The following is a 24,804-nucleotide window of genomic DNA, read 5'->3' as shown; positions in this document are numbered from 1 at the left end:
GGGTGTCCTCCTAGCAGGCGTAGAAACGCTCGGTATTGATGAAACCGCGCCGGTTCTGTTCGCACGAGGTGCGGCAGAGGTCGCTTTCACCGGCGGGCCCCGCATGCCAGGCGGTCAGCTTTACCGCCGCCGGCCGGTATTCCGGGTTCGGGTCCAGCGGGTGCGGTGCGGTCGAAAACACCACCAGCACGTTCATGTCGAAGCGCAGATCGACCACGTCGCCGGCCCGGCTGTGCCCGGAATGGAAGCGAAGTCCGCCGTCCGCATCCGCCGTCACCTTGCTGAAGAAATTGACGTTGGCGGCCAGATCGCGCTTGCCCAGGCCCCATTTGCCGAGTTCGATCAGGAGGCCGTCCCGGCCGCTGCGGTACATGTCGTTGCGGTGGGTCTGAAACGTGGCGGTGCCGTATTTGTCCAGAATCGATGCGTTGTCGCTGGTGCCGCACACGGTGTCGTGCCAGCCGACCGAATCGTGGATGATCGAGCACAGCACTCGGCCCATGTCGGAGTAGCACACGTGGCCGGCGGTGAGGAAGGCGGTGTGCTGGGCCTTTAGCGTATCCGGCATGTTGTAGCGTTCCAGCTTCTCCTCCTGGTTGTAGAACAGCGCCGAGACGTTGGCGCCGCCCTCCAGGTCGGTGAGGCGCAGCGCCGAACCGCGCCGCAGCAGGCCGGACCAGTGATTGCCGCCGGGAACCGTCTCCTCCCAGAGGATTCGGTCAGGGGTGAAGGTGATCGTCATGCTTGACCTCTCATCATCGAAAAATGAACACAAAAGAAGCGCCGCCGTTCTTGGCCGCAGAGCTCGCATCGGAACCGGTCGTGGTCATGCGGCAGCCCCCGGCTGTGCGGTGGCCGTGAGCTTGTCCAGCATTCCGCGATCGGTTTGCATCCCCGAGGTGGCGCGGATGCGGGACAGGATTTCCCGTTTCAGCTCGGTGAATTCGGGAGATAGCTTCATGTCCTGCTCGCGTTCCGGTGGCAGCGGAACCTCGTAGATCGAGTCGATCCGTCCGGGACGGGGCGCCATCAGGACCACCCGGTCGCCGAGATAGATCGCCTCTTCCACGTCATGGGTGACGAACACGATGGTGGGCCTTTCCAGCGCGAACACATGCAGGATGAGATCGTGCATCACCTCGCGCGTCTGCGCGTCGAGCGCGCCGAACGGTTCGTCCATCAACAGGATGTCGGGCCGGTTCATCAGTGCGCGGGCGATGGCCACGCGCTGCTGCATGCCCCCGGAAAGCTGGTTGGGATAGGCGTTTTCGACCGGGGCGAGCCCCATCAGCCCTATCAGGGCGTCGGTACGCCCGGAAGCGATTTCCACGTCGGCCGAAGTGATCTCTTCGCGCTTGATCTTGAGCGAGCGGCAGAAGCGGATGTTTTCGCGCACCGTGAGCCACGGGTACAGGCTGTAATGCTGGAACACCATGGCGCGCTCGGCTCCGGGACCGGACACCGGCCGGCCGTCCACCCGGATTTCGCCCGAGCTGAGGTCCTCCAGGCCGCCGATGCTGCGCAGCAGGGTGGATTTGCCGCAGCCCGAAGCGCCCACCAGGGTGACGAATTGGTTGGCGCGAATATCGAGGTCGACGTTCTCGAGCGCGGCGATGTGCCGTCCCCCGGTGTCGAACAGCTTGTTGGCTCGTCTGATTTCGATCTTGGCCGTCATGTTGATCACTTGAAGTAAAGCCAGGGGAAACGCTTGCGGTGCAGCCAGCGGAACGACTGGTCCATCAGCAGCCCGAACAGCCCGATCAGAAGAATGCCGGCAAAGATCTTGTCGGTTTGCAGGAAGCGCTGCGCCTTGAGAATGGCGAAGCCCAGTCCTGAATTGGCCGCCACCAGCTCGGCCACGACCAGGTAGGTCCAGGCCCAGCCCATGGTGACGCGCAGCGTATCCAGCAGCGCCGGTTTGGCGGACGGCAGTATCACCAGCCGGGTCAGTTCGCCGCGCGTCGCGCCCATGGTCTGCGCCGCCTCGATCTGGGCCATGGGCACGCGGCGGATGTCTTCGGCCATCATCAGCACCATCTGGAAAAAAGTGCCGATGAAGATGATGGCGATCTTGGCGCTCTCCTCGATGCCGACCCACAGCATCACCAGCGGAATGAAGGCCACCGCGGGCATGTAGCGGATGAAATCGGTGAGCGGTTCGAACAGCGCCTGCAGCGGCCGATAAGTGCCGATCAGCAGCGCCAGCGGCAAGGCCAGCACGGCGGAGATGGCGAAGCCGGCGGTCACCCGGTAGACGCTGATCCAGATGTCGCCCAGCAGGTCGTCCTCGGCGAACCAGCCGTAGATCCGGGTAACCACTTCTTCCGGCGCCGGCATGAACACCTTGTCCACCCAGCCGCTATGGGCCAGTCCCCACCAGGCCGCCAGCGGCGCCAAGAGGCCCAGCAGCGCGAGAACCAGATATTCGCGGCGGCCGATCTGTCCCCGTATCACCCACCATCGCTGGCGCGGGTTCGGGATGCCGCTGTCGCATTGAGCTGCCATTCTCTTTCCTCGATTGAAGCCGTTAAGAAAATGTGGAGCCTCCCCGGCGGAGGCGGGCCGCTGCCTATTTCTTGTCCGCAACTTCTTTTATCAGCGAGCCGTCCACGCCCTGGGCAAAATCCACGGTGCCTTCCATCAGTCGGTTGTCGAGCAGGAAGTCGGAAATGGCGGGCGCTACGTTCAGCAGCGACCGGGATTGGTCGGGCGGGCCGAAAGCTTCGAGGTTATCGGCCTCGGCGAAGAACTTGGTGCCGGGCAGAAAAATCTTGTACTCGTCGGTCTTGAGGCCGACGACCTTGGACATGATCTTGACCGCCTGGTCCGGGTGTTCGCGAATGAACTTCTCGGCGTCGTACCAGGCCTCGATCATGCCCAGGAAATCCTTGCGGTGGACGGCGAGGGATTTTTCCTGCACGACCAGGAGGTCGGGAATCAGTCCGGGGATGTCCTTGGAGCTGAACAGCGCCTTGCCCTTGCCCGACAGCTCGATCTTGTTGACCCAGGGGTTCCATACCACGGTGGCGTCGACACGACCGCTCAGGAAGGCCGCCGCAGCGTCGCCGGCGGACAGGTTGACGATCTCGACGTCCGCCTGCGTCATGCCGTTCTTGGCCAGCGCGGTCACCAGCAGGAAATGGGAGACGCTGAACTGCTCCAGCGCGATCTTCTTGCCCTTGAGGTCGGCGAAGCTCTTGATCTTGGGGCTGACCATCAGAGCGTCGTTGCCGGCCGAGTTGTCGTTGACCAGTATGGCCTTGAGCGGAATGCCCTTGGCCAAAGGGGCCATGGTGTCGGACCAGGTCTGGCAATTGCCGTCCAGCTGGCCGGCCGACAACGCGGAAATGGAATCGGTGTAGTTGGCGAACCAAACCAGTTTGACTTTGGCGCCGTGCTTTTTGAAATAGCCGTTTTTTTCGGCCACGTACCAGGCGACCCAGCCCGGCCAGTCGCTGACGCCGATCTTGACCTCGGCGGGAGACGGCAGGGGAAGCAGAAGAAGGCCGATCAAGGCCGGGAAAGCGAGAAAACGGCGCAAGGCATGAGCGAATAGGGACGACATCACGGGGCTCCTTTTCGGAAATTACACGGCGAGAGGGCGAACCGGTTCTTACGAACCGTCACGACCTCCCGGGCTTTTATCCCGCCGTGTAACCCCGCGAGCCACGGGGCCGGAAACTCTCGGACCAGACGCCCCCGAGCGGAGGGGCCGGAACCCTAGTCGCCATTTGTGAACGGTGCCGCCGAATGGCGCACCTCTCGTTACGGATGAGACCGAGCAGGATGCGTGCCAGCCTCGAATTCAGCGGCTTCGGCAAGATTCGGAACTGAATTGCGCGCGATTTGGACCGATTTCGGGGCGAGAGGTCGGTCTTGTGCTCCGAAATGGTGCAGAAAAACCGGATTCGACTATCGCCTAGAGTCTTTTATTGCTGCCGGAAGCAGATGTCCGTTCAGCCGATCCGGGAAGACCAACGCTGCTTATTGTTTTTTTAAGAGGCATGGCGCGCTTTGTGCTTTTGTAGTCTTTCGACGACTCACAGGGCTCCGCTGTTTAAGCGCAAGAAACACAGGAGCCTGAACTCATGAAAAACATCAAATCGAAGCGTCATCTGGCACTCATCGCGGGCGGGCTGATGAGTATCGGTGACCCGAGCCGGGCAGAAGAGACATCCGGTTTATTGGGGGGATTAAAGGTCATCAACGAATCGGCCTGGATGAAATCCCTGGGGCTGACCCTGACCGGCTGGATAGACGCGGGTATTACCTACAACGCCAACGATCCGGCGGACAACTACAACGGTCCCGTGATCTTCAACGATCGGGCCGGCGAGTTTCAGCTCAATCAGTTGGTGGTGGATTTGTCCCGAACCGTGAACGTCGAGGGCGGCGATTGGGACGTGGGCGGAAAGCTGACTTTCATGTTCGGTACCGACGCCCGGACCAACACCATCAACGCCTATGGCGACGGTCATTGGGACAACGACTTGATCGGCGACGACACGCGTTTCTACAAAATCGCGCTTCCCAACGCTTATATCGACGTGTTCGCACCGTTCGGCAACGGAATCACGGCACGGCTGGGCCGTTTCTATACCATCATGGGTTATGAAACGGGTCTGTCTCCGGACAACTTCTTTTATTCCCACCCGTATACCTTCCAGTACGGCGAACCCTTTACCCATACCGGGGCCATGTTCACCTACCCGGTCGTCAGCAATCTGTTGGTCACCCTCGGGGCCGTCACCGGAGGACACAATCAGTTCGGCGGATCGCTGGACGGCAATGCGGGCTGGGACGGTTTCGACAAGAATATGGAGAACTGGAATTTTCTGGGCGGCGTTTTCTGGAATACCGACGATAAGGCTACGTCGGTCGGACTCTCGATCATCACCGGGGATGTCAACGCCGATAACGACCTCGACGATTTTCGCCGGGAAACGGGCATCGACAAAAAGGACAATCGCACCTTCTACAGTTTCGTTTTCAAACAGAATTTCACCGATCACGTGCACTATGTCTTCCAGCACGATCACGGTATAGAGCAACAGCATCCTTTGAACAATTTCAAGGACGCTCAGTGGTACGGCATTCAGCAGCAGCTGATCTACGATGTCACCGATACCGTGGGCGTGGGATTGAGGGGCGAGTGGTTCCGCGATGACGACGGCGTGCGGGTTGCACAAATGTGTCCCGGCTGCGCCGTTCTTGCTTCCGGACCCGCCAGCTATTACGGCGTTACCCTTGGCTTGAACTGGAAACCGCTGGACTGGGTCGCGGTTCGTCCCGAAGTCCGATACGACTGGGCTGACGGAATAGACAACTACGACGCGCGCAAGAAAAGCGATCAGCTTTTATTCGCTATCGACGCAGTCATCAAGTTCTGAGGAGTTCCATTCTCCGCCGCGGATCGAGAGCATTGATCGTAGGGTGGGTTAGCGGAGCGTAACCCACCGATTCGAGGTGGTTCGGCGGGTTACGGCCTCCTGGCCTAACCCACCATCGATGGGTTTTGCTTCGCTCTACCCATCCTACAAACTACAAACAGTGGCGCTGTCGGCAGCATTTCCTGCTTAGTGCAGCAAAGTCAGTTCCCACCGGCTGTCGCGATCGTTCTGGCGGATGGTGTAGATGTGGCAATCGTCGCCGAGCACCTTGAAGTAGCGGTGCTCCGGCGTGGTCCAGCGGTTGAGGATTTCCACCTTGACTTTGCGGTCGTCGATCAACATCCGCCGCGGTTCTTCGTCGCCGCGATAGCCGGCATAACAGAACACCCTGATTTCGGAAAAAGATTCACGTTTCATGCGCCTTAGAACTGTCCAAAGGGTAACCTTTCTTAGACAGTTCCAGGGCGTTTGTATCGTCAAAGTGACGTGGAGTGGTTCCGGAGTCGGTCTAAAACGCCTCGTCCTTGAAATCCATGATGCTCCCGCTGCCGGAAAGAATGGCGGAAAAGAGCCCCGAGGTTCTGGGCAAGATGCGCTCCATGAAGAAGCGGGCTGTATCGAGCTTGGCCTGATAAAAGCCGGTCGTATCGTCCTTGATTTTTTCCTGGGCGATTTCCGCCATGCGCGCCCAGCAATAGGCCATGGTGGTCAAGCCGAACAGATGCAGGTAGTCGTAGGCCGCGGCACCGGCTTCGTTGGGGTCGGCGAGACTGCGCTCGGCGATGAAGGCCGTCGCGCGTTGCAGCCGGCCGAACGCCTTGGCCAGCGGTTCGGTGACGAAGGCCAGTTGAGCCTGCCCGGTACGTTCGTCGAGATAACGCTGGACCGGGTGGAAGAAGCTGCGCAAGTACCGCCCGGCATGGGCGGGCAGCTTGCGTCCGACCAGGTCCAGCGCCTGGATGCCGTTGGCGCCCTCGTAGATCTGGGCGATGCGCGCATCGCGCACGAACTGTTCGATGCCGTGTTCTCGAATATAGCCGTGCCCGCCGTATACCTGCATGGCCAGATTGGCGGTTTCGAACCCGAGATCCGTGAAGAAGGCCTTCACCACGGGCGTCAGCAGGGCGACGAAGTCCTCCGCCTGCTGGCGGATTCCGGGGTCCGGGTGCCGGTTTTCCTTGTCCAATTGAGCGCCGACCCAGGCCGACATCGCCCGCATCCCTTCGGTATAGGCGCGCATGGTCAAGAGCATGCGCCGCACGTCCGGATGGACGATGAGCGGATCGGCCGGCTTGTCGGGATTTTTCGGGCCGGTCAGGGCGCGGCCTTGCAAGCGCTCCTTGGCATAGGCCGCGGCATTTTGATAGGCCACTTCGCCGAGCCCCAGCCCCTGCAATCCGACTTCGAGGCGGGCGCTGTTCATCATCACGAACATGGCGCGGAGTCCTTTATGGAGATCTCCGATCAGATAGCCGGTGGCGTCTTCGAGGCTCAGGCTGCATGTGCTCGAGCCCTTGATGCCCATTTTGTGCTCGATGGCCGTGCAGAAGATGCGGTTGCGAGGTCCGAGGCTTCCGTCCGGGTTGACCAGGAACTTCGGCACCAGAAACAGGCTTATGCCCTTGACCCCAGGCGGGGCGTCGGGTGCGCGCGCCAGGACCATCTGGATGATGTTTTCGCTGAGATCCTGCTCGCCGCCCGAAATGAAAATCTTGTTGCCGGTGAGCCGATAAGTGCCGTCGGCTTGCGGAACCGCCTTGGTGCGGAGCAGGCCGAGATCGGTGCCGCATTGCGGCTCGGTCAGGCACATGGTGCCGGTCCAGCGTCCTTCCACCATGTTCGGAAGATAAAGATTCTTGATCTCCTCCGAGGCCGTCTTGAGCAGCAACTGATAGGCGCCGTGGGTCAGCTTGGTGTAGATGGCGAAGGACAGATTGCTGGCCGACATCATTTCCGAGGTCAGCACGTAGACCGTTTCCGGAAGTCCCTGCCCGCCGTATTCGGGGCGGCTGGTCAACCCCGGCCAGCCGCCTTCCCGGTAGCGCTGATACGCGTCCTTGAAGCCGCGCGGAGTGTGCACCTCGCCGTTCTCGAGCCGGCAGCCTTCCTCGTCGCCGCTCCGGTTGAGGGGGAACAGAATGTTTTCGGCCACCTTGGCCATTTCCTCCAGGACCGCATCCACCAGCTCGGGCGGCACGTCCTCCATGCCGGGCATGTCCTCCAAGTGCTGGTCGGCCAGGAACTCGTGGTAGATGAAGCGCATGTCGCGCAAGGGTGCTTTGTAGGTGGCCATGGCTAGTTCCTCAAAGGCTTGCCGGTTTCCAGCATGTGTTCCATGCGGGCGATCGTTTCCTTTCGCTTGACCAGGTCCATGAAGGCGCGCCGCTCCAATGCCAAGAGATCGTCTTCGGACAATGGCTTGCTGATGTCGGTATCGCTTCCAGTGAGTACATCGGCCAAGGCTCCGGCGACAACAGCGTCGTGGGCCGTGGCCTTGCCGAGCCGCCGGTACTGGCCGATGGCCATGTCCAGCGCGGCCTTGCCCGAAGGCCCTGGGAGATAAAAGACCGGCGGCTCGGGCGGCGCGTAGCTTTCGCTCAGCGCCAGCGCCTTTTCCTTGGCGTCGAACAGCAGCCGGTCGCGGTTCATGGTGATGCCGTCGGTGGGGCGCAGGAACAGAAGGTCTTTCGCTTCCTGGGCCGATTTCGACACAGTGGCGACGCTGACGGTTTCGAAGACGCGGGCGACCGGCGCCATCGGGCCTTGGGGAGATTTCTTGTCGGCGAAGGCGCGCAGCAGCATCTCCTTGCAGCCGCCCCAGCCGGGAATCACGCCGACGCCGGCTTCCACCAGCCCCATGTACAATTCGGCATGAGCCTGGACGGCATCGCAGTGGAGCAGAATTTCGCATCCGCCGCCGAGGGCCATTCCCGAGGGCGCGCCGACCACGGGGAAGGGCGCGTATTCGAGTGCCTTGAACGCCTCCTGGCCCTGTTTGACCATGTTCTCCACTTCCGGCCACAGCGCGATGTTGACGCCGAAGAGCAGCACCCCGAGATTGGCTCCGGCGGAGAAATTGTCGGCTTCGTTGTAAATCACCAGCGCGCGGTAATCGCTCCGCACGATGTCGACAGCCTTGTGGACCAGCTTGAGCACCAGAGGATCGAAGGTGTTCATCTTGCTCTGGAATTCCAGGCAGACGACGCCGTCGCCCACGTCCCAAAGGCTCGCCGAAGGATTCTTCGTCAGAGGCTTGCTGCGCCGCTTGACGTCGGCCAGCAGCAAGACGCCGGGTGGCCGGTTCACCGCTCGTAGAGTGGGCTTAGTCCCGCCCGTGCCGGTGAATGCAAGCCCGTGCAGCCGCCCGTCGACGACTTGGTAAAGCGGTCCGTCGTGTCGGAGCAGATCTGGCACGGGCTTGCCCATGGCTTCGAGCATCCGGACCAGGTTTTCGTCGCCGATCCGGTCGATCAGTTCGAACGGGCCGTACTGCCAGTTGTAGCCCAGCCGCATGGCACGGTCGACCGATTCCAGATCGTCGGCGACGTGCGGCGCCACCTCGGCGGCGTAAGCCAGGGTCTGGGCCATGACGCTCCGGGCGTATTCGGCGGTCTTGTCGTGGAACTGCAGCAGCCCGGCCAAGCCGCCCGCCTTCATCGCCGCGATGCTGGCGAGTTCCGGTTTGGTGCTGACCCGGTACGCGCCGGTTTGAAGGTCCAGCGCTTCCTTGATCCGCTCGCCGCGGTTCCGGTTCAAGCGATAAAATCCGCCTTTGCCTTTGCGTCCGGTATAGCCTTCCGCGATCATCCGCGTCACCAGGTCCGGCACTTGGCTGATGGCGTGGAACGGATCGTTCGGCGGAAGCGCCCGATCCATGCCGGGAACGATGTGGGGGACGAGATCGAGACCGACCAGGTCGAGCAGGCCGAATATGCCGGTTTTCGGGATGCCGAACGGATGGCTGATGACGGTGTCGGCTTTCTCGACGGTGAGCCCGAGACGCAGGGCTTCCAGGAGCCCCAGCTGCAGCCAGAAGATGCCGATGCGGTTGGCGATGAAGCCGGGCGTATCGTTGGAATGCACGATGCTCTTGCCGAGCCGCCGGTCGCCGAAGTCGACCAGCGCGGCTAGCGCATCGGGCCGGGTTTCGGGGCCGTAAACGATTTCCAGCAGCCGCATGTAGCGCGGCGGATTGAAGAAGTGAGTGATCAGGAAGTCGCGCCGGAAATTCTCCGGCATGTTCCGCGTCAACTCGGCGAGCGGGAGAGTGGAGGTATTCGAGGAAACGATGGAACCGGATTTGCGGACGCTGTCCAAGCTGCGGTAGAGCTTGTGCTTGATGTCCGGTTTCTCGATCACCGCCTCGACGATCCAATCGGTCTCGGCGAGTTTTTCGAGATCGTCCTCGATGTTGCCGGGCGTGATCCGCGCGAGATTCTTGCGGTGCATCAACGGGGGCGGATCGGTTTCCTGAAGCTTCTTCAAGGCGTTCTTGGCAACCATGTTCCGATCCGTTGCGCCTTCGGGCACGATGTCCAGCAACAAAACCGGGACGCCGGCGTTGGCGGCCTGGGCCGCGATAGCCGATCCCATGACTCCTGCGCCGATGACGGCCATTTTTTCTATTTTCATCATGTCGGCCTCACTTGACTTGGAGACGGGCCATCCGAGGCCCGCCTTTTCAAAGTTCAAACCGCTTCCAGAATCGTCGCGATGCCTTGTCCGCCGCCTATGCACTGCGTCGCCAAGGCGTAGCGCTTCTTTTCCTTTTTCAGCAGCGACGCCGCTTTTCCGGTAATGCGGGCTCCGCTCGCGCCCAGCGGATGGCCCAGGGCGATGGCGCCACCGTGGAGATTGAGCTTGCTCTCGTCGATGCCGAGTTCACGGATACACGCCAGCGCCTGGACCGCAAAAGCCTCGTTCAATTCGATGATGTCGATGTCCTCGAGAGCGAGCCCTGCGCGTTGCAGCGCCTTGCGGCTCGCGGCGACCGGACCTATGCCCATGATCTCTGGGGCGCAGCCGGCCACCGCGATGCTCTTGACGTGCGCCAGGGGTTCGAGTCCGTGGCGTTCCGCGTAATCCTCGGAACAGACCAGGACCGCGGCGGCGCCGTCGGTGAGGGGCGACGAGGTTCCGGCCGTGACCACGCCGTTCTCCCGGAAGGCAGGTCTAAGACCGGCCAAGCCCTCCGGAGTGGTTTCGGGACGCGGGCAGCCGTCTTCCGTTACGGTGCCGTCGGGTGTTTCGATGGGGATCAGTTCGTCGTCGAATTGGCCTGCGGCTTTGGCTTCCCGCGTTTTGCGCTGGCTGTCGAAGGCGAAGCGCTCCTGGTCGGCGCGGCTGATGCCGTACCGCTCGACCAGGTTTTCCGCGGTTTCCCCCATGCTCATGTAGGCTTGCGGATATTCCTGGTAAAGCCTGGGGTGAGGCATCGGATTGAAGCCCGTCATCGGCACCCGGCTCATGGATTCGACGCCGGCGCAGATGAACGCCTCGCCGGCATTCAGTTGAATGGCTCCCGCCGCCTGGTGTATGGCCTGCATGGACGAGCCGCAGAACCGGTTGATGGTGGTGCCTGCGACCGACTGCGGGAGACCGGCCAGGAATACCACGAGACGGCCCAAATTGAAGCCTTGCTCGGCTTCCGGAAAGGCGCAACCGAGGATCAAATCCTCGATGTCTTCGGGTTTGGCGCCGGTTTTGCGCAACAAGGCTTTCACCACTTGCGCGGCCAATTCGTCGGGGCGGATGCCGCTGAGCTGCCCTTTCTTGGCCGGGGTAAACGGCGAGCGGCAGTAGCCGGCGATGACAACGTTTTTCATGGTCTGCCTCCTGACAGGAAACGCCACAAAGGACAGGAGATCGCTCGATCTCCGAAACGGAAACAACAATTAAATACAGAAATGGCGGCGTATCGCCTGTGGCCGCCTAAATCGGCCGTGTCATCCGAAATTCTTAGACGCAGCGGGAATTAAAGGAACGTGCTGCGTGTCGTATTGTTAAGTCAGTTTCCGCAACTCGCGGCGAAGAATCTTGCCTACGGCGCTCTTCGGGAGTTCGTTGCGGAATTCTATATACTTAGGCACCTTGTAGGCCGCCAAGTTCATACGGCAGTAGCGGCGGACGGCGTCCGCATCCAGGCTCTCGTCCTTGCGCACGATAAAAACCTTGACCGTTTCTCCGGTCTTGTCGTCCGGCACGCCTATCGCGGCACACTCCCGAACAGCCGGGTGGGTACTTAAGACGGCCTCGAGTTCATTGGGATAAACGTTGAAGCCCGAGACGAGAATCATGTCCTTCTTGCGGTCCACGATATAGAAGAATCCGTTTTCGTCCATCCGGGCGATGTCCCCGGTACGCAGCCACCCGTCCGGCGTCATGACGTTTTCGGTTTCGTCCGGGCTGTTCCAATAACCCTTCATGACCTGAGGTCCGCGCACGTACAGCTCGCCAGCCGTCCCGACCGGCAGCGGACGTCCGTCGTCGTCCCGAACGCTGCATTCGGTGGATGGCACGGGAAGCCCGATGCTGCCGTTGAATTCCGTCGATCCGGGCGGATTGACGGAAACCACGGGAGAGGTTTCGGTCAAGCCATAACCTTCGGTGATCGGGCAGCCGGTCACTTGCTGCCAGCGGTTCGCCACGGCTTCCTCGGTCGGCATGCCGCCGCTGATGACGAACTTGAGCGAGCTGAAATCCAGTTCGTCGAAGCCGGGCGTGTTGAGCAATCCCTTGAAGAGCGTGTTGACGCCGGTTATGACGCTGAAACGCACCTTGCCGAGCATCTTAATGAGACCTTGCAGGTCTCGCGGATTGGTAATGAGATAGTTCAACCCACCCAGTTCGGTGAAGCACAGCAAATCCACGGTCAGGGCAAAGATGTGGTAGAGCGGCAGCGCGGTGATCACGACTTCCTCGCCTTTGACCATCGCTCGTTCCGGGGGAAGTCCGCCGACAATCCACTGGGTGCACTGCTCCACGTTCGCAAGCAGATTGCGGTGCGTCAGCATGGCCCCTTTGGCGATGCCGGTGGTGCCTCCGGTGTATTGGAGAAAGGCGACGTCTTCCAGTTTCAGATCATGCCTTTCGAAAGAAAGCAGGCTGCCTTCCTGCAGGGCCGTATTGAAGGAGACGGCCTCGCTGATGTGGGTGCCGGGGTTTCCCGTTTTGAACAGGCGCACGTACCAGTTGATCAGATAGGAGCGGGGAAACCGCAGCAGGTCGCCGAGTCCGGAAATGATGATCGCCTTGAGCTTTAATCTTGGAAGCGCGGCCGCTACTGCCGGGACGAAATTCTCGAGCATCACCAGGGCTGCTGCCCCCGAGTCTTGGAGTTGATGTTCCAATTCGCGGGCGGAGTAGAGGGGATTCGTGTTGACGACGATCAGCCCGGCGCGCAGCGCGCCCCATAAGGCAACGGGTTGCTGCGAGACATTCGGCAGCATGATGGCGATCCGTTCACCTCGTTCCAGGCCTAGGCGTCGGTTCAGGAAACTGGCGAAATGCCGGCTCAGCTCCTCGAGTTCGGCATAGCAAAGAGTCCGCCCCGAATTGGAAAGTGCCGGCCGTTCCCGATAGCGGGCGGCCATTTCTTCGAAAAAATGCGCCAGCGAAGAGTATTGCGGTTCGCCGATGGTTTCCGGGACGCCCGGCGGATAGCTCTTCAACCAGGGCTTTTCCATGACGTATTGCGACAAGGTGCTTTGAAGGTTTCGCATGGCGCTCTCCGCTGCACGATAAATCACTTGAACGGGTTCGACTCAACCCGCCGGGGCGTCCCTGGTCAAAAAGCGAATCACGATGTCCCTTATACCACCAATATCCTCCGCGAGCATATTGTGACGATCGGCATGCACGGACCGGAGAATCCTGTTCTTCGAGGTCAGGGCCTTATAGATCATCCGCGCGCTTTCCGGATCGAGAATCGGATCGTGATCGGCCTGTGCCAATAATACCGGACACTGCACGTCCGCGAGACTTTCCTCCAGTTCCTGGATCAAGCGGCGCAGTTCGTAGAGCGTACGCAGAGGCACTTCCCGATAGGCGTATTGCGGATATTCCGGCGTTCTTTCCACGAACGGCCGGCTGTTTCGCCGAGACATCCAGCGAACCAGAATGTTTGGGCTGCGGAGCAGCGGAGCCATGGGACCCGACGCGCTGAACTTGAAGGGCGGCGAAATCGCGGCTATCCCTGCCAAGCGCTCAGGCTGTTCGCTGGCCAGTTGCAGCGCCAACAGACCGCCGATTCCGGTGCCGACGATGTAAATGTGAGACGCATAAGCCTTCATGATCTCGTACCCGCGGCGCAAGGATTCGAGCCAGTCCTCCCAGCGTCGGTCTTTGAGGTCGTAGGGCGAAGTTCCGTGGCCTTTCAAACGGACGCCGAGGGCGTGAAAACCGAGATCGGCCAAGCGTCCGCCGAAGTCGCGCATTTCGGCCGGCGAAGACAAAAGTTCGTGGATCAGAATCACGCCGGCACCATTGCTCGATCGCGCCTTCAGAAAGAAGGGGCGAGGGCTCGCGGCCGCGGTTATCGCAGGAGACGTCAAACTTGGAGCGTGTTTGGCATAGTGTTTCGAATCCCATCGCCATGACCTGACCTCATCGTCGAACTGAAGATTTGCCAGTTCGAGAGCGCTTAGCTTCTTTTCCACCGATAGGGCGCGCTTGACTGCCTCCGTAATGCCGGAAATGGGTTCGATCTCGTTGGCATAAACCGAGATTACGTTTTCGATGCGAATTTCATCGAATTCGTGTTCGTGAAGCAGCTTGGGCAGCAACCGATAACGATCCGGATGAACTTCGATCAGCCCGCTGGCTTTCGCGGTATCGATCAATTCTTGCAGACCGGAATGTTCGCCTTCCAGCAGGTTTCGATATTCCTCGGGGTCTTGCAGGCTGCGGTGAAGATGTACGTGCGGCAATCGCTGGGTGTATTTGATGGCCAAATACAGGCTGCGGAAAAATTCGGCCCGGTCGATCTCGATCCGGTTACGTCTTGCGCGATACAAAATCAGTGTCGAGGCGAGGTGGCTGAGATTCACCGTCACCGCCTGATACATCTCGCGCATATATTTGTTGCGCACGATCTGGGCACGCTGGCGCAGCCGGCCGGCCAGGAGCCGCTCTTTCGTGTTGGCGGGTTTCCGGGTGACGGCGAAGACATCGTCGATTGTCCCGATGCGCGGCGCTACCCATTTTGCCAGCCAGGTTTCCCAGTGGTGCCAGGACTCCGACGCGATAATCGGATGTCCGAACTGGATATCCATATCGGTGTTGCGCAGCAGGATATTCCCCTCGATCAGGATTTCTTCCGCAGCCCGCCGGCTCAGCCCACGGCTCAACAGTTCGGCGGCGCTGCTCAAAATATGTTCGTTGATGCGTATGGGATAGAAGGTAATGTTCGCCGGAACCACGATGGTGGGTTGGTGCGCGGCGGCCAGCAGGGCTTCGCGGCTCTCCATCCCGAGCGCCTCGGCCCATGATGTCAGACGCTCCTGCTGCCCTTGGTGCTCGGCGCGGCGCACGGCCATTTTGAAGATTTCAAGACCCATCGCCAGAACGGCGGCCCCGGTATGGTGTTTGCGCCTATCCATGCTGACTCGGGAGTAAATGCTGTAGCGGCCTCTTTTGTCGAGAACCCGGCGGTCCTTCACCATGCCCCCTTCGGGAAAGATGACGACCTTGCGGCCGAGCAGGATTTGTTCGGCGAGCCAGGGCAGAAGTCTCGGGTAGTTGTTCGGGATGACGCCGACGTCGCGCAGGAATCCCGCCAGGACACTGTCTTCCTCCTCGAAGAATTCCGCCGAGGCCACCGAGCAGCAGTAGACCTTTCTGGCCTCGTACATCAGGTATTGGGGGATGAAGGTCTCGAATCGGGCGAAGTGGTTGAAAAGGAAGATATGGCCGCGATCAATGATGTCCGGGCTGCCGTGTAAGGTGATGCGGACCTTGAGCAGCTTCTTGATCTGCCGGAAAACGCGCACCGACCAGTCATAAGTCGAGGTGTTGATGCCATATTCCGGATCTGCGTTCGGATGGCCTTCCATGTGGCGTTGTTTGAGAAACATACTTTTTCTGTCGGGTAGCGTACTCTCTCTTTTCATTTAGATCCATCTGTGCCGATTGATTGCTCAATCGGCCGTCACCACCGTTTTGGTGGGACGAGTGGTATAGTAGGCCGAAAATTCAGTGCCGTTATCTGGCCTTTTTGTAGTCGCTTTCTCATGACGTGGACGGAAGATCCCGAAATTTCGCCGGATGAGTATCCGGAGCGAATCAGTAAATCCCAGTTGAAGCGCGAAAGCGCAGCCTTGCAGGATCTTGGAGAAGAGTTGATCGGCTTATCCCGCGAACAGCTCGAGCGGCTGGACTTGCCTGTAGAGCTGATGGAAGCGGTGCGGCTCGGACAGTCCATCACCGAGCGCGGCGCCCTTAAGCGGCAGCGCAAGTATATCGGCAAAGTGCTGCGCCATATCGACGCTGAACCCATTCGGGCAGGGCTCGCGGCCCTCAGGAACGAGAGCGCTGAAGCGGTGCACCGGCAGCATGTCATCGAGCGTTGGCGCGATCGCATGATAGCCGAAGGCGATGCCGCGATTAACGAATTCTTGGCAGCCCATCCGGGAGCCGACCGGCAGAAGTTGCGGCAGCTGTCCCGAGACGCGCGCCGGGAGCGCGATGCGGCGGCTGCCCCCAAGTCTGCTCGCTTGCTGTTTCGGTACTTGCGGGAAGTTCTGGAGTGAGGTTGACCCGTGAAGTATCGGATTAGGTCGGTTTTTCTGCCGATCCTTTTCGCAGTCTTTGCCGCCGCATTTCAGGTTGCAAAGGCCGAAGAGAGTATCGATCGGCTGCTGTTTTCGCGGAGGTCGCTAGGGCCGGCGGAGTTGGCGGTCATCGTGAACGAGGCCGACCCGTCGAGCGTCGCCATCGGCAATTACTACCAAAAACGGCGAGGCATACCCGAGGAGAACATGATACGGGTGAGTTTTCCGCCGGGTACCGACAACCTGCCGCGCGCGCAGTTCGAATCCGTCAAGCAGGCGGTGGACAGTCGGACGCCGCCGGGGGTTCAAGCCTATGCGCTCGCATGGATGGCGCCGTTCAGGGTCGATTGCATGTCGATCACCTCCGCTTTCGCGCTAGGTTTCGACCAAGCCTATTGTTCGAGCAAATGCGGCGAAACCAAGCCCAGCGGATACTTTCATTCCACCAGCCGCGCGCCTTATACCGATCACGGCATTCGGCCCGCGATGATGCTGGCCGGGCGCACGGTCCAGGATGTCCGCAAACTGATCGATCGCGGCATCGCCTCCGACCGGACCTATCCGGCCGGTACCGGTTACTTGCTGAACACCTCCGACAAGCACCGAAGCGTTCGGGCTGTCACGTTCGACAAGACGGTCGATACGCTCGGCGCGGCGATTCGGCTGCATCGGGTTGAAGCGGACTTCATCAGCGGCAAGCAGGATGTGCTGTTCTACTTTACCGGACTGGCGAAGGTGCCGGATCTCGACACCTTGGGTTTCGTGCCCGGGGCGATGGCGGATCACCTGACCTCGTTCGGCGGGAGGCTGACCGAAAATGCCCAGATGAGCAGCGTGCGCTGGCTGGAGGCGGGGGCCACGGCGAGCTACGGCACGGTGACGGAACCCTGCAATATCCTGAGCAAGTTTCCTCATCCGGCCGTGGCTATGTGGCACTATCTGGAAGGCGATACGGTACTCGAAGCCTATTGGAAAAGCGTCGCCCGGCCGGGGGAGGGCGTTTTCATCGGCGAGCCTTTGGCGGCGCCCTTCGCGCCTCAATTGATCCAGCATAAAGGCCTAGTCACCGTCAAGCTGTTTTCCCCGAGGTCGCACATGCTGGCATTACAGGCCGCGACCAGCGCTATCGGACCCTACCGTTCGGCGGTCAAAACCTATGTCCTCATACCCGGCTATAATGAACTGTCCTTCCAATTGCCGGATACCGCCGCATTTTATCGATTGGCCTATCCGGGCGGCGAACAAACCAAGAAATAGTTCAAAAGAATTCGTGCCGGTTTTCTTTCGGCTGCCGAGCGGCGCAGCAAAATAACTGATGAGTCTTTTTTCGTTAGGGTTTTTGGTCATTTCCGTGCTGCTGGTTTCCGGCATCCTGACGGGAGCGGTGCGCGGTTACGCGACCAAACGCTTGCTGGATCTGCCCAATGCCCGCAGTTCCCACCAGGTGCCGACGCCCCGCGGCGGCGGTTTGGCGGTCGTGCTGTCTTTCACGCTCGTCGCGGCCGGTCTCCACTGGCTGGGACAAATCTCATTCGAGCTTTTTATGCTCGTGCTCGGGGCACTGCCGATAGCTGCCATCGGTTTCTGGGACGATCACGGACACGTACCTGCAAGATGGCGTCTAATCGTGCAGATCGCTTGCGCCGGCTGGGCGCTTTATTGGCTGGGCGGCTTCGAATCGATCCGGTTCGCCGCCGAAATTTACGAATTGGGCTGGCTCGGCCCCGTTCTCGCCGGTTTGCTGGCGGTCTGGCTGTTGAACCTGTTCAACTTCATGGACGGCATAGACGGCATCGCGGGAATCGAGGTTGTTTCGGTGGCGATATCCGCGTACGGGCTTCTGGCCTATCAGTCGCCGCTGTTCCCAGGGGATGCAAATGTTTTATTGTTAGCTTTGGCGGCAGCGGCGGGCGGCTTCTTATGTTGGAACTGGCCTCCCGCGAAAATCTTCATGGGGGATGTTGGGAGCGCGTTCGTCGGGTTCGTTCTGGCCGTTTTCGCGCTGCGTACCTCCGTCGAAGGTACGCTGTCCCTGGCGGTCTGGCTGATTCTGTTCGGCGTGTTTTTCGTGGATGCGAGCGTGACGCTGGTGAGGCGTATGCTCAGCGGACAGCGCTGGTACGAGGCGCACCGCAGCCATGCGTACCAGCGTGCGGCGCGGCGCTGGGCCAGTCACAAGCGGATCAGCCTGTCGGTCTTGGCCATCAATCTGTGCTGGTTATTGCCTTGGGCCTTCGCGGCGGTGCGCTGGCCGCAGCTGGAGCCGGTCTTTCTGGCGTGTGCCTATGCGCCTTTGATAGGCTTGGCGCTATGGCTGGAGGCAGGAAAACAGGGGGGGTAAGCGATGCAGGACATGCTTTCGAAAATGCGCTCGGGAACGATCATATTCATTCATGATTTGATCATGGTGGCGCTCGCCTGGCTCGGCGCTTATTGGCTGCGGTTCAATTTGTCGTTGCCGCCCGAACTCGAAACGCGGACTTCGCTGCACTGGCTGCCCCTGGTCCTCGTCGTCCAAGCCGTGTTTTTCCGCCGCTTGGGACTGTATCGCGGCATCTGGCGGTTCGCGTCCATTCCCGATCTGGTCCGTATCGCCAAGGCGTCTTGCCTCGGGATTGCCACGATCGCCATCATCCTGTTTTCCGTCAATCGGCTGGAAGGCGTGCCCCGTTCCGTCATTCCGCTCTATGCGGTGCTGCTGCTATTTCTGTTGTCCACGCCGCGGCTGATCTACCGCATCTGGAAAGATCGCGGCGCGCCGATGTCGGCCGGGCGGCGCGCGCTGATCGTCGGTGCGGGCAAGGCCGGCGAAATGCTGGTGAGGGACCTGCTTCGCGCCGCCGGGACCGAGTTCGCCCCGATCGCGTTCGTGGATGACGATCCGAAGAAGAAAGGAAGCGAGATTCACGGCGTGAGAGTGAGGGGACGTTGCGAACAGATTCCGCGGCTCGTCGAGAAATTGGAGATCGAGACGATTCTGATCGCGGTGCCATCCGCCACGGACAAGGAGATGCGGCGTCTCGTCGAAATTTGCGAAGGAACCGGCGTCCCATTTCTGACCTTGCCGTCGATGCAGGAAATGCTGTCGGGCCAAATGTCGGGGCACCTGCGCGAAGTCTCCATCGAGGATTTGCTCGGACGCGCGCCGATCAAGCTCGACCGGCAGGGCATTCAGGCCCATCTCGGCGGAAAGCGGGTTCTGGTTACCGGCGGAGGCGGCTCGATCGGCTCGGAGCTCTGCAAGCAAATCGCACAATTTTCCGTTGCCGAGCTGATCGTTTTCGAGCGCTCCGAATTCAATCTCTACCAGATCGAACGGGCGTTGAGGCGCAGCTTCCCCGGATTGCGCCTGTCCGCGATACTCGGCGATGTCACCGACAAGCTCGCCGTCGAGCAGGTGATTTCGCAATATCGGCCGGAAGTCATCTTCCATGCGGCGGCGTACAAGCACGTCCCGTTGCTGGAATATCAGGTCCGCCAGGCAGTTCAGAATAATGTTCTGGGTACTTATACGGTGGCGGAAGCGGCAATCGCGGGCGGCGTCGACGAATTCGTGCTGATCTCCACCGACAAGGCCGTAGCCCCCGAAAACGTCATGGGAGCGACCAAGCGGGCGGCGGAAGTCTTGGTGCAGAGCATGAACGGCGTCGCCGGGACTCGTTTCATCAACGTGCGTTTCGGGAACGTGCTGGATTCCGCGGGCAGCGTGGTGCCTCTGTTCCGCGAGCAAATCAGGGCCGGCGGGCCGGTCACCGTGACTCATCCCGATGTCACCCGCTATTTCATGACGATACCCGAGGCCTGCCAATTGATCATGCAGGCCGCGACCATCGGAAAAGGCGGAGAAGTCTTCGTGCTGGACATGGGCGACCCGGTCAAGATCAGCTACCTGGCCGAACAGATGATCCGCTTGAGCGGCAAACGCCCCGGACAGGATATCCGGATCGAATATGTCGGACTCCGGCCCGGCGAAAAAATCAGCGAGGAATTGTTCAACGATCATGAGGGGCCCACGCCGACCGAGCACAGCAAGCTCTTGCTGGCCCATCCCCTGACCGTCGACTATCGGATGGCCAAGAAAGCCGTGATCGAGCTGGCCGAGGCTTGCCGGTCTTTCGACGAGGCCGCGATCCTGCACAAGCTCAAGTGGCTGGTTCCGGAATACGTCCAGCGTACCGCCGCCGAGTATGGAGAAGACGATCGGTCCGCCATTCAGCGATCGCTTGTTTTATAATGTGTTGTCGGGTACCATACCCGCTTTTTCGAACAACGCCAGAGTTTGGAGCGTGCAGTAATGAAGACCTTTAGCGCAAAACCGGCCGAAGTAAAACGCGACTGGTACGTCATCGACGCGGAAGGAAAGACGCTGGGGCGCCTTTCGACGGAGATCGCGCGTCGTCTGCGCGGCAAACACAAAGCGGAATACACGCCTCATGTCGACACCGGCGACTACATCATCGTCGTCAACGCGGAAAAAGTGCGTGTTACCGGCAATAAAGAGCAAGACAAGATCTATTACAAGCACACCGGTTACATCGGCAACATGAAGTCCGTGGCCCTGGGCAAGCTGCGCGGAACTCATCCGGAGCGCATCATCCAGACCGCCGTAAAAGGCATGTTGCCCCGCAATCCTTTGGGCCGCGCCATGTTCAGCAAGCTGAAAGTCTATGCAGGGCCCACGCACAATCACCAGGCTCAACAGCCCAAATTGTTGGAAATCTAATTTAAGAAGCTGAATCAACCATGGCACAAGCGCAGTATTACGGAACAGGTCGCCGCAAAAGCGCGGTCGCACGCGTCTACGCAAAATCCGGAACCGGTCGTATTGTCGTTAACGACAAACAACTGGAAGAGTACTTCGGCAGAAAGACCGACCAGATGGTCGTGCGCCAGCCGCTCGAACTCGTGGCTCTGGGAGAGAAGATGGACGTGTTCGTCAAGGTCGCAGGCGGCGGTCCCACCGGCCAGGCCGGAGCCATCCGCCATGGATTGACCCGCGCCCTCATGAGCTTCGACGAAACCCTGCGCCAGCCGCTGCGCAGAGCCGGCTACGTCACCCGCGACGCGCGCGAAGTCGAACGTAAGAAAGTCGGCCTGCACAAAGCAAGACGCCGTCCGCAGTACTCTAAGCGTTAATGCAAGGCGCGCCGGCTTCCCCGGCGTGCTTTACTACTGGGGGATCGTCTAGCGGTAGGACTACGGACTCTGACTCCGTCAACCCTGGTTCGAATCCAGGTCCCCCAGCCAACAATTCAAAGGGCCATACTTCGGTATGGCCCTTTTTTGTTGCCTGACGCAAATAGAGCTTTGAACGCGTGCTCAGAGCCTATCTCAGTAGGCCGTTCGAGGGGTTTTGGAACCTACCGGGTATTCAGGCATTTTAGTGAAATCCTGTCTTGCGCGGTTTTCCGATTTCCAACGGTCGTCGGTATAGGATGGGCTGAGCCTGCGAAGCCCATCGATCGCGAACTGAGTCGGATAGGTAGAGCGAAGCGACAAATCGGCAGGATTGATGAAAAACATCCTTGTTTTTCACCCTAGAGCATTTTCCGATCCGGTATCAGGGAGCCCGATAGGTAGGTCGGCAATCCCTTGCCGACCTACGTTCTTCCCGCCCGAACACGAATCCGTACACCGGGATGAAAAACGCTCTAGCGGGCGCTCCGCGTCCCAATCCTCTCCCGGAGGATTGGTGCCGATTTGTACGGCAGCGCCGCCCGCAGGGATGGCGCGGCATGAGCCCCATCGATCGCGAACGATGCCTGTCCTGAGCCCCGTCGAAGGGCGCTTCCCAATGGTCAGCACATCCTATGGACTAGATGAGACCGAAAGACCGCTTCATTGAAGTGCTCCGCCTTTCCGACTTCTCATATCGGGACCTGGAGCTACGAACCGGAATTGATCGGTATCGATGGCAGAATTTGATCAACAAGGAAGGGCAAAAGCTGACGGGAGAACACTTCGAGGCCATGGAAAAGGTGTGGCGGGAATATAAGGTTGGATTGCATTCGGCGAGACATGCCTGGAGCGCGGGCAGGTTAGCCCCGAGATCGAGGAGTCCAGGAAAAAAACTAAACGAGGCTGGATAATCGCCGGAAGATCGCTGCAAGACAAAAGGGCTAGCCAGCCCAAGCCAAATTTTCTCTCCAACTTCTTGTATGCATTAGGCTGATAAAAAAGTCAGCTTACACTTAAAAACAATTATCCCGTCAGTGAACAAAAACCTGTGCCAAGACCTCACACACCGTTAAATTCAAACTGGCGCACGGGTTGCGATAAAATTACCACACCACGATGACACTCAGTGTCAGTGAGGAACGAACTGATGGATACCCTTTCCCCGGAAGAACGAAGCAAGCGGATGTCGCTCATTCGAGGCACAGGATCGGCCCCGGAGATCAAGCTTCGTCGCCTTGTCCACGGAATGGGATTTCGTTATCGACTTCACGTCAAGGAACTGCCAGGAAAGCCTGACTTGGTTTTTCCTTCGAAACGCGCGGTAATTTTCATGCACGGCTGTTTTTGGCATCGCCACCCCGATTGCAAGCTTGCAAGACTACCAAAATCGAAACTGGACTTTTGGAAGCCAAAGCTGGAAGCGAACAAAGAACGGGACTTACGCAACCAGAAGGAGTTGAGATCCTTAGGATGGCGGGTACTAGTTGTCTGGGAATGTGAAATAGATAATACCGAACGTTTGTCACTGATTATCCGGGAATTTCTGCGGGAACAAAAAGGTGAAAAATGAAATCCGTTGAGCTTTTCGCGGGCGCGGGAGGGCTTGCCATGGGAGTATCCCTCGCGGGCTTCGATTCGCTAGCCGTTGTGGAATGGGATAGATGGGCGTGCGACACGATCAGGGAGAATCAAAAGCGCGGATATCCATTGGTCCACGATTGGCCGCTTTGGGAAGGAGATGTCCGACATTTTGAATGGTCCTCAATCCCCGAGGGAATTGCCCTACTTGCGGGAGGGCCGCCATGCCAACCGTTTTCAATGGGAGGCAAGCACAAGGCGTATGGCGATGAGCGCGACATGTTTCCAGCGACGGTGGAACTCGTCCGGAAGCTAAGGCCAAAGTCCTTCATCATTGAAAATGTAAAAGGTCTTACCCGTTCAAGCTTCGCGAATTATTACCAATACATCCTGCTTCAACTCGAATTTCCGGAAGTCACGAGAAGCCACCGTGAAACATGGATGGATCACTTGCGCAGGCTGCAAGAAGAGAAAACCTCCGGCGCGCTTCATGGGAGGGGGCTTACATATAATGTTGTTCCTACCCGTGTGAACGCCGCTGACTATGGCGTTCCACAAAAGCGTGAGCGAGTCTTCATCGTGGGCTTCCGTTCCGATCTTGGCATAGAGTGGTCGTTCCCACGCCCAACGCATTCATTCGATGCGCTCCTGTATTCCCAATGGGTTTCAGAAGAATATTGGGACAGGCATAACGTACCAAAGTTAAAGCGTCCAAAGGTACCGGAAAAACTTGAAAGTAAAATCAAGAATCTAAGTTCGTCGCTTCTGCCACTGGACGAAATCCCATGGCGCACCGTTCGGGACGCTTTAATGGATATTCCAGACCCTAGGAAGCAATCGGCAAAGGAGTTCTACAACCACAACTTTCAGGACGGGGCTCGAGCATACAAAGGCCATACCGGGAGCCCGCTCGACCTTCCGGCAAAAACCCTTAAGGCAGGGGATCATGGAGTGCCTGGAGGCGAAAATATGATGGTTCTGGAAGATGGAAGCGTTCGTTACTTCAGCGTGCGCGAATCCGCTCGCCTTCAGACGTTCCCCGATGGTTATATTTTCCACGGCTCATGGACAGAGACCATGAGACAGCTTGGTAATGCCGTTCCCGTCGCCTTGGCTCGTCGAGTCGCGGCGTCGGTGGCGGAACGACTAGCGGAAGCCGAAATACGCAAATTGAGTCGCACTGGAGAAAGGAACGTCGCATGACGGATACCAATGTCGTTCCTTTCAATCCGCTCGATAAACGGCATTTAGGGGAAAGTGTCGGTCAAGCCATGCTGCGACGACCCGTTATTCCCTTGGGAAACTTGAAAACCTTCAATGGCGCGGGAATCTACGCCATTTATTACACCGGGACCTTTGCGTGCTACGAGCCAATTTCCGAGCGCAATCGCAATGAGCAATTTAGCGCTCCTATTTATGTTGGCAAAGCTGTGCCGAAAGGCGCGAGAAAAGGCGGTGATTTGGAAGCATCTCCCGGAAAGGTTCTTTTCGACAGGCTAAAGCAACACGCCAAGAGCATCGAAGAAGCCTCCAACCTGAATATTACCGATTTCCACTGCCGCTATTTGATCGTGGACGATATTTGGATTCCGCTTGGCGAGTCCTTGCTTATAGCGAAGTTTGATCCGTTGTGGAACAAACTCATCGATGGGTTTGGCAATCATGATCCAGGGAAGGGACGCCATGCCGGCATACGTCCACGGTGGGATGTTCTTCATCCGGGGCGTCCCTGGGCCGGGCGGTGCCAACCGCGTGATGAAACAGCCGAACAGATAATCCGTGAGGCTCGTGACTACCTCCGAAACAACCCGCCCCCTGAAGACAGCACCGTGATAACAACCTGAACCCAGACGGCGTCAGGTTCTGGTTATGGGGAAGGTGTCAGTGGG

General features: G+C 59.2%; 20 protein-coding genes, 1 tRNA gene and 1 riboswitch. Of the genes, 11 read left to right on the top strand and 10 right to left on the bottom strand.

Annotated features, from left to right (window positions below; all coding sequences use genetic code 11):
* Nucleotides 1–10: 10 nt before the first annotated feature.
* From ACR2R1_RS13380 to ACR2R1_RS13365, 4 genes are all read right to left on the bottom strand, one after another.
* Nucleotides 11–742 carry an urea amidolyase associated protein UAAP1 gene (locus ACR2R1_RS13380; RefSeq protein ID WP_077730778.1) on the bottom strand — a complete coding sequence of 244 codons (732 nt, stop codon included), beginning with the start codon at nt 740–742 and terminating at the stop codon, nt 11–13.
* Between the two features lie 84 nt (nt 743–826).
* Nucleotides 827–1,675 (bottom strand): ABC transporter ATP-binding protein, encoded by an 849-nt coding sequence (locus ACR2R1_RS13375; RefSeq protein ID WP_077730797.1) that lies wholly within the window; start codon nt 1,673–1,675, stop codon nt 827–829.
* A 5-nt stretch (nt 1,676–1,680) separates the two neighbouring features.
* Entirely contained in the window at nt 1,681–2,505 is an 825-nt protein-coding gene (locus tag ACR2R1_RS13370) for an ABC transporter permease (RefSeq protein ID WP_077730779.1), read from the bottom strand.
* Between the two features lie 64 nt (nt 2,506–2,569).
* Nucleotides 2,570–3,565: an ABC transporter substrate-binding protein gene (locus ACR2R1_RS13365; RefSeq protein ID WP_077730780.1), complete on the bottom strand. Its 996-nt coding sequence runs from the start codon at nt 3,563–3,565 to the stop codon at nt 2,570–2,572.
* Between the two features lie 63 nt (nt 3,566–3,628).
* Nucleotides 3,629–3,735: riboswitch (guanidine-I (ykkC/yxkD leader) on the bottom strand.
* Nucleotides 3,736–4,088: 353 nt separating this feature from the next.
* On the opposite strand from ACR2R1_RS13365, the gene ACR2R1_RS13360 reads away from it, so the two are divergent.
* Nucleotides 4,089–5,390, top strand: coding sequence for a porin (locus tag ACR2R1_RS13360; protein ID WP_077730781.1), 1,302 nt, complete (start codon nt 4,089–4,091; stop codon nt 5,388–5,390).
* Nucleotides 5,391–5,576: 186 nt separating this feature from the next.
* Here the strand turns inward: ACR2R1_RS13360 and ACR2R1_RS13355 are convergent, their stop codons facing one another.
* The 6 genes from ACR2R1_RS13355 to ACR2R1_RS13330 all read right to left on the bottom strand — a co-directional run bounded on the left by ACR2R1_RS13355 (nt 5,577) and on the right by ACR2R1_RS13330 (nt 15,463).
* Nucleotides 5,577–5,807: a hypothetical protein gene (locus ACR2R1_RS13355; RefSeq protein ID WP_086134707.1), complete on the bottom strand. Its 231-nt coding sequence runs from the start codon at nt 5,805–5,807 to the stop codon at nt 5,577–5,579.
* Nucleotides 5,808–5,898: 91 nt separating this feature from the next.
* A complete protein-coding gene (locus tag ACR2R1_RS13350; RefSeq protein ID WP_434110463.1) occupies nt 5,899–7,683 on the bottom strand; it encodes an acyl-CoA dehydrogenase C-terminal domain-containing protein in 1,785 nt (594 codons plus the stop codon).
* A 2-nt stretch (nt 7,684–7,685) separates the two neighbouring features.
* Nucleotides 7,686–10,025, bottom strand: a complete 2,340-nt coding sequence (locus tag ACR2R1_RS13345) for a 3-hydroxyacyl-CoA dehydrogenase NAD-binding domain-containing protein (protein ID WP_434110461.1) — start codon at nt 10,023–10,025, stop codon at nt 7,686–7,688.
* A 53-nt stretch (nt 10,026–10,078) separates the two neighbouring features.
* A complete protein-coding gene (locus ACR2R1_RS13340; RefSeq protein WP_434110459.1) occupies nt 10,079–11,215 on the bottom strand; it encodes a thiolase family protein in 1,137 nt (378 codons plus the stop codon).
* A gap of 177 nt (nt 11,216–11,392) precedes the next feature.
* Entirely contained in the window at nt 11,393–13,111 is a 1,719-nt protein-coding gene (locus tag ACR2R1_RS13335; protein WP_434110457.1) for an AMP-binding protein, read from the bottom strand.
* 42 nt (nt 13,112–13,153) lie between these two features.
* Nucleotides 13,154–15,463, bottom strand: a complete 2,310-nt coding sequence (locus tag ACR2R1_RS13330; RefSeq protein WP_434110455.1) for an alpha/beta fold hydrolase — start codon at nt 15,461–15,463, stop codon at nt 13,154–13,156.
* 156 nt (nt 15,464–15,619) lie between these two features.
* Here ACR2R1_RS13330 and yjgA point away from each other — a divergent pair, with 156 nt between their 5' ends.
* The 10 genes from yjgA (at nt 15,620) to ACR2R1_RS13280 (ending at nt 24,759) form a co-directional block, all read left to right on the top strand.
* Complete coding sequence (gene yjgA / locus ACR2R1_RS13325; RefSeq protein WP_077730786.1) at nt 15,620–16,138, top strand: ribosome biogenesis factor YjgA; 519 nt, start codon at nt 15,620–15,622, stop codon at nt 16,136–16,138.
* Nucleotides 16,139–16,147: 9 nt separating this feature from the next.
* Nucleotides 16,148–17,416, top strand: coding sequence for a TIGR03790 family protein (locus ACR2R1_RS13320; protein WP_434110453.1), 1,269 nt, complete (start codon nt 16,148–16,150; stop codon nt 17,414–17,416).
* A gap of 58 nt (nt 17,417–17,474) precedes the next feature.
* Entirely contained in the window at nt 17,475–18,500 is a 1,026-nt protein-coding gene (locus tag ACR2R1_RS13315) for an MraY family glycosyltransferase (protein ID WP_434110451.1), read from the top strand.
* A 3-nt stretch (nt 18,501–18,503) separates the two neighbouring features.
* A complete protein-coding gene (locus ACR2R1_RS13310; RefSeq protein WP_240502542.1) occupies nt 18,504–20,393 on the top strand; it encodes a polysaccharide biosynthesis protein in 1,890 nt (629 codons plus the stop codon).
* Between the two features lie 60 nt (nt 20,394–20,453).
* A complete protein-coding gene (rplM, locus tag ACR2R1_RS13305; RefSeq protein ID WP_077730788.1) occupies nt 20,454–20,882 on the top strand; it encodes a 50S ribosomal protein L13 in 429 nt (142 codons plus the stop codon).
* Nucleotides 20,883–20,902: 20 nt separating this feature from the next.
* On the top strand, nt 20,903–21,295 hold the full coding sequence (gene rpsI, locus ACR2R1_RS13300; protein WP_077730789.1) for a 30S ribosomal protein S9: 393 nt from the start codon (nt 20,903–20,905) through the stop codon (nt 21,293–21,295).
* Nucleotides 21,296–21,332: 37 nt separating this feature from the next.
* A tRNA-Gln gene (locus ACR2R1_RS13295) sits at nt 21,333–21,406 on the top strand.
* A gap of 1,078 nt (nt 21,407–22,484) precedes the next feature.
* A complete protein-coding gene (locus ACR2R1_RS13290) occupies nt 22,485–22,907 on the top strand; it encodes a very short patch repair endonuclease (protein ID WP_347258632.1) in 423 nt (140 codons plus the stop codon).
* Entirely contained in the window at nt 22,904–24,118 is a 1,215-nt protein-coding gene (locus ACR2R1_RS13285) for a DNA cytosine methyltransferase (RefSeq protein ID WP_347258631.1), read from the top strand. Before ACR2R1_RS13290 ends, ACR2R1_RS13285 begins: the two co-directional genes overlap by 4 nt.
* Nucleotides 24,115–24,759 carry an Eco29kI family restriction endonuclease gene (locus ACR2R1_RS13280; protein WP_434110447.1) on the top strand — a complete coding sequence of 215 codons (645 nt, stop codon included), beginning with the start codon at nt 24,115–24,117 and terminating at the stop codon, nt 24,757–24,759. Before ACR2R1_RS13285 ends, ACR2R1_RS13280 begins: the two co-directional genes overlap by 4 nt.
* Nucleotides 24,760–24,804: the final 45 nt, after the last annotated feature.

It is taken from the genome of Methylocaldum sp. GT1TLB, assembly GCF_051027445.1.
Lineage (GTDB): Bacteria > Pseudomonadota > Gammaproteobacteria > Methylococcales > Methylococcaceae > Methylocaldum.
The sequence above is the reverse complement of the archived record's forward strand: the minus strand, read 5'-3'. Positions and strand labels throughout refer to the sequence as shown.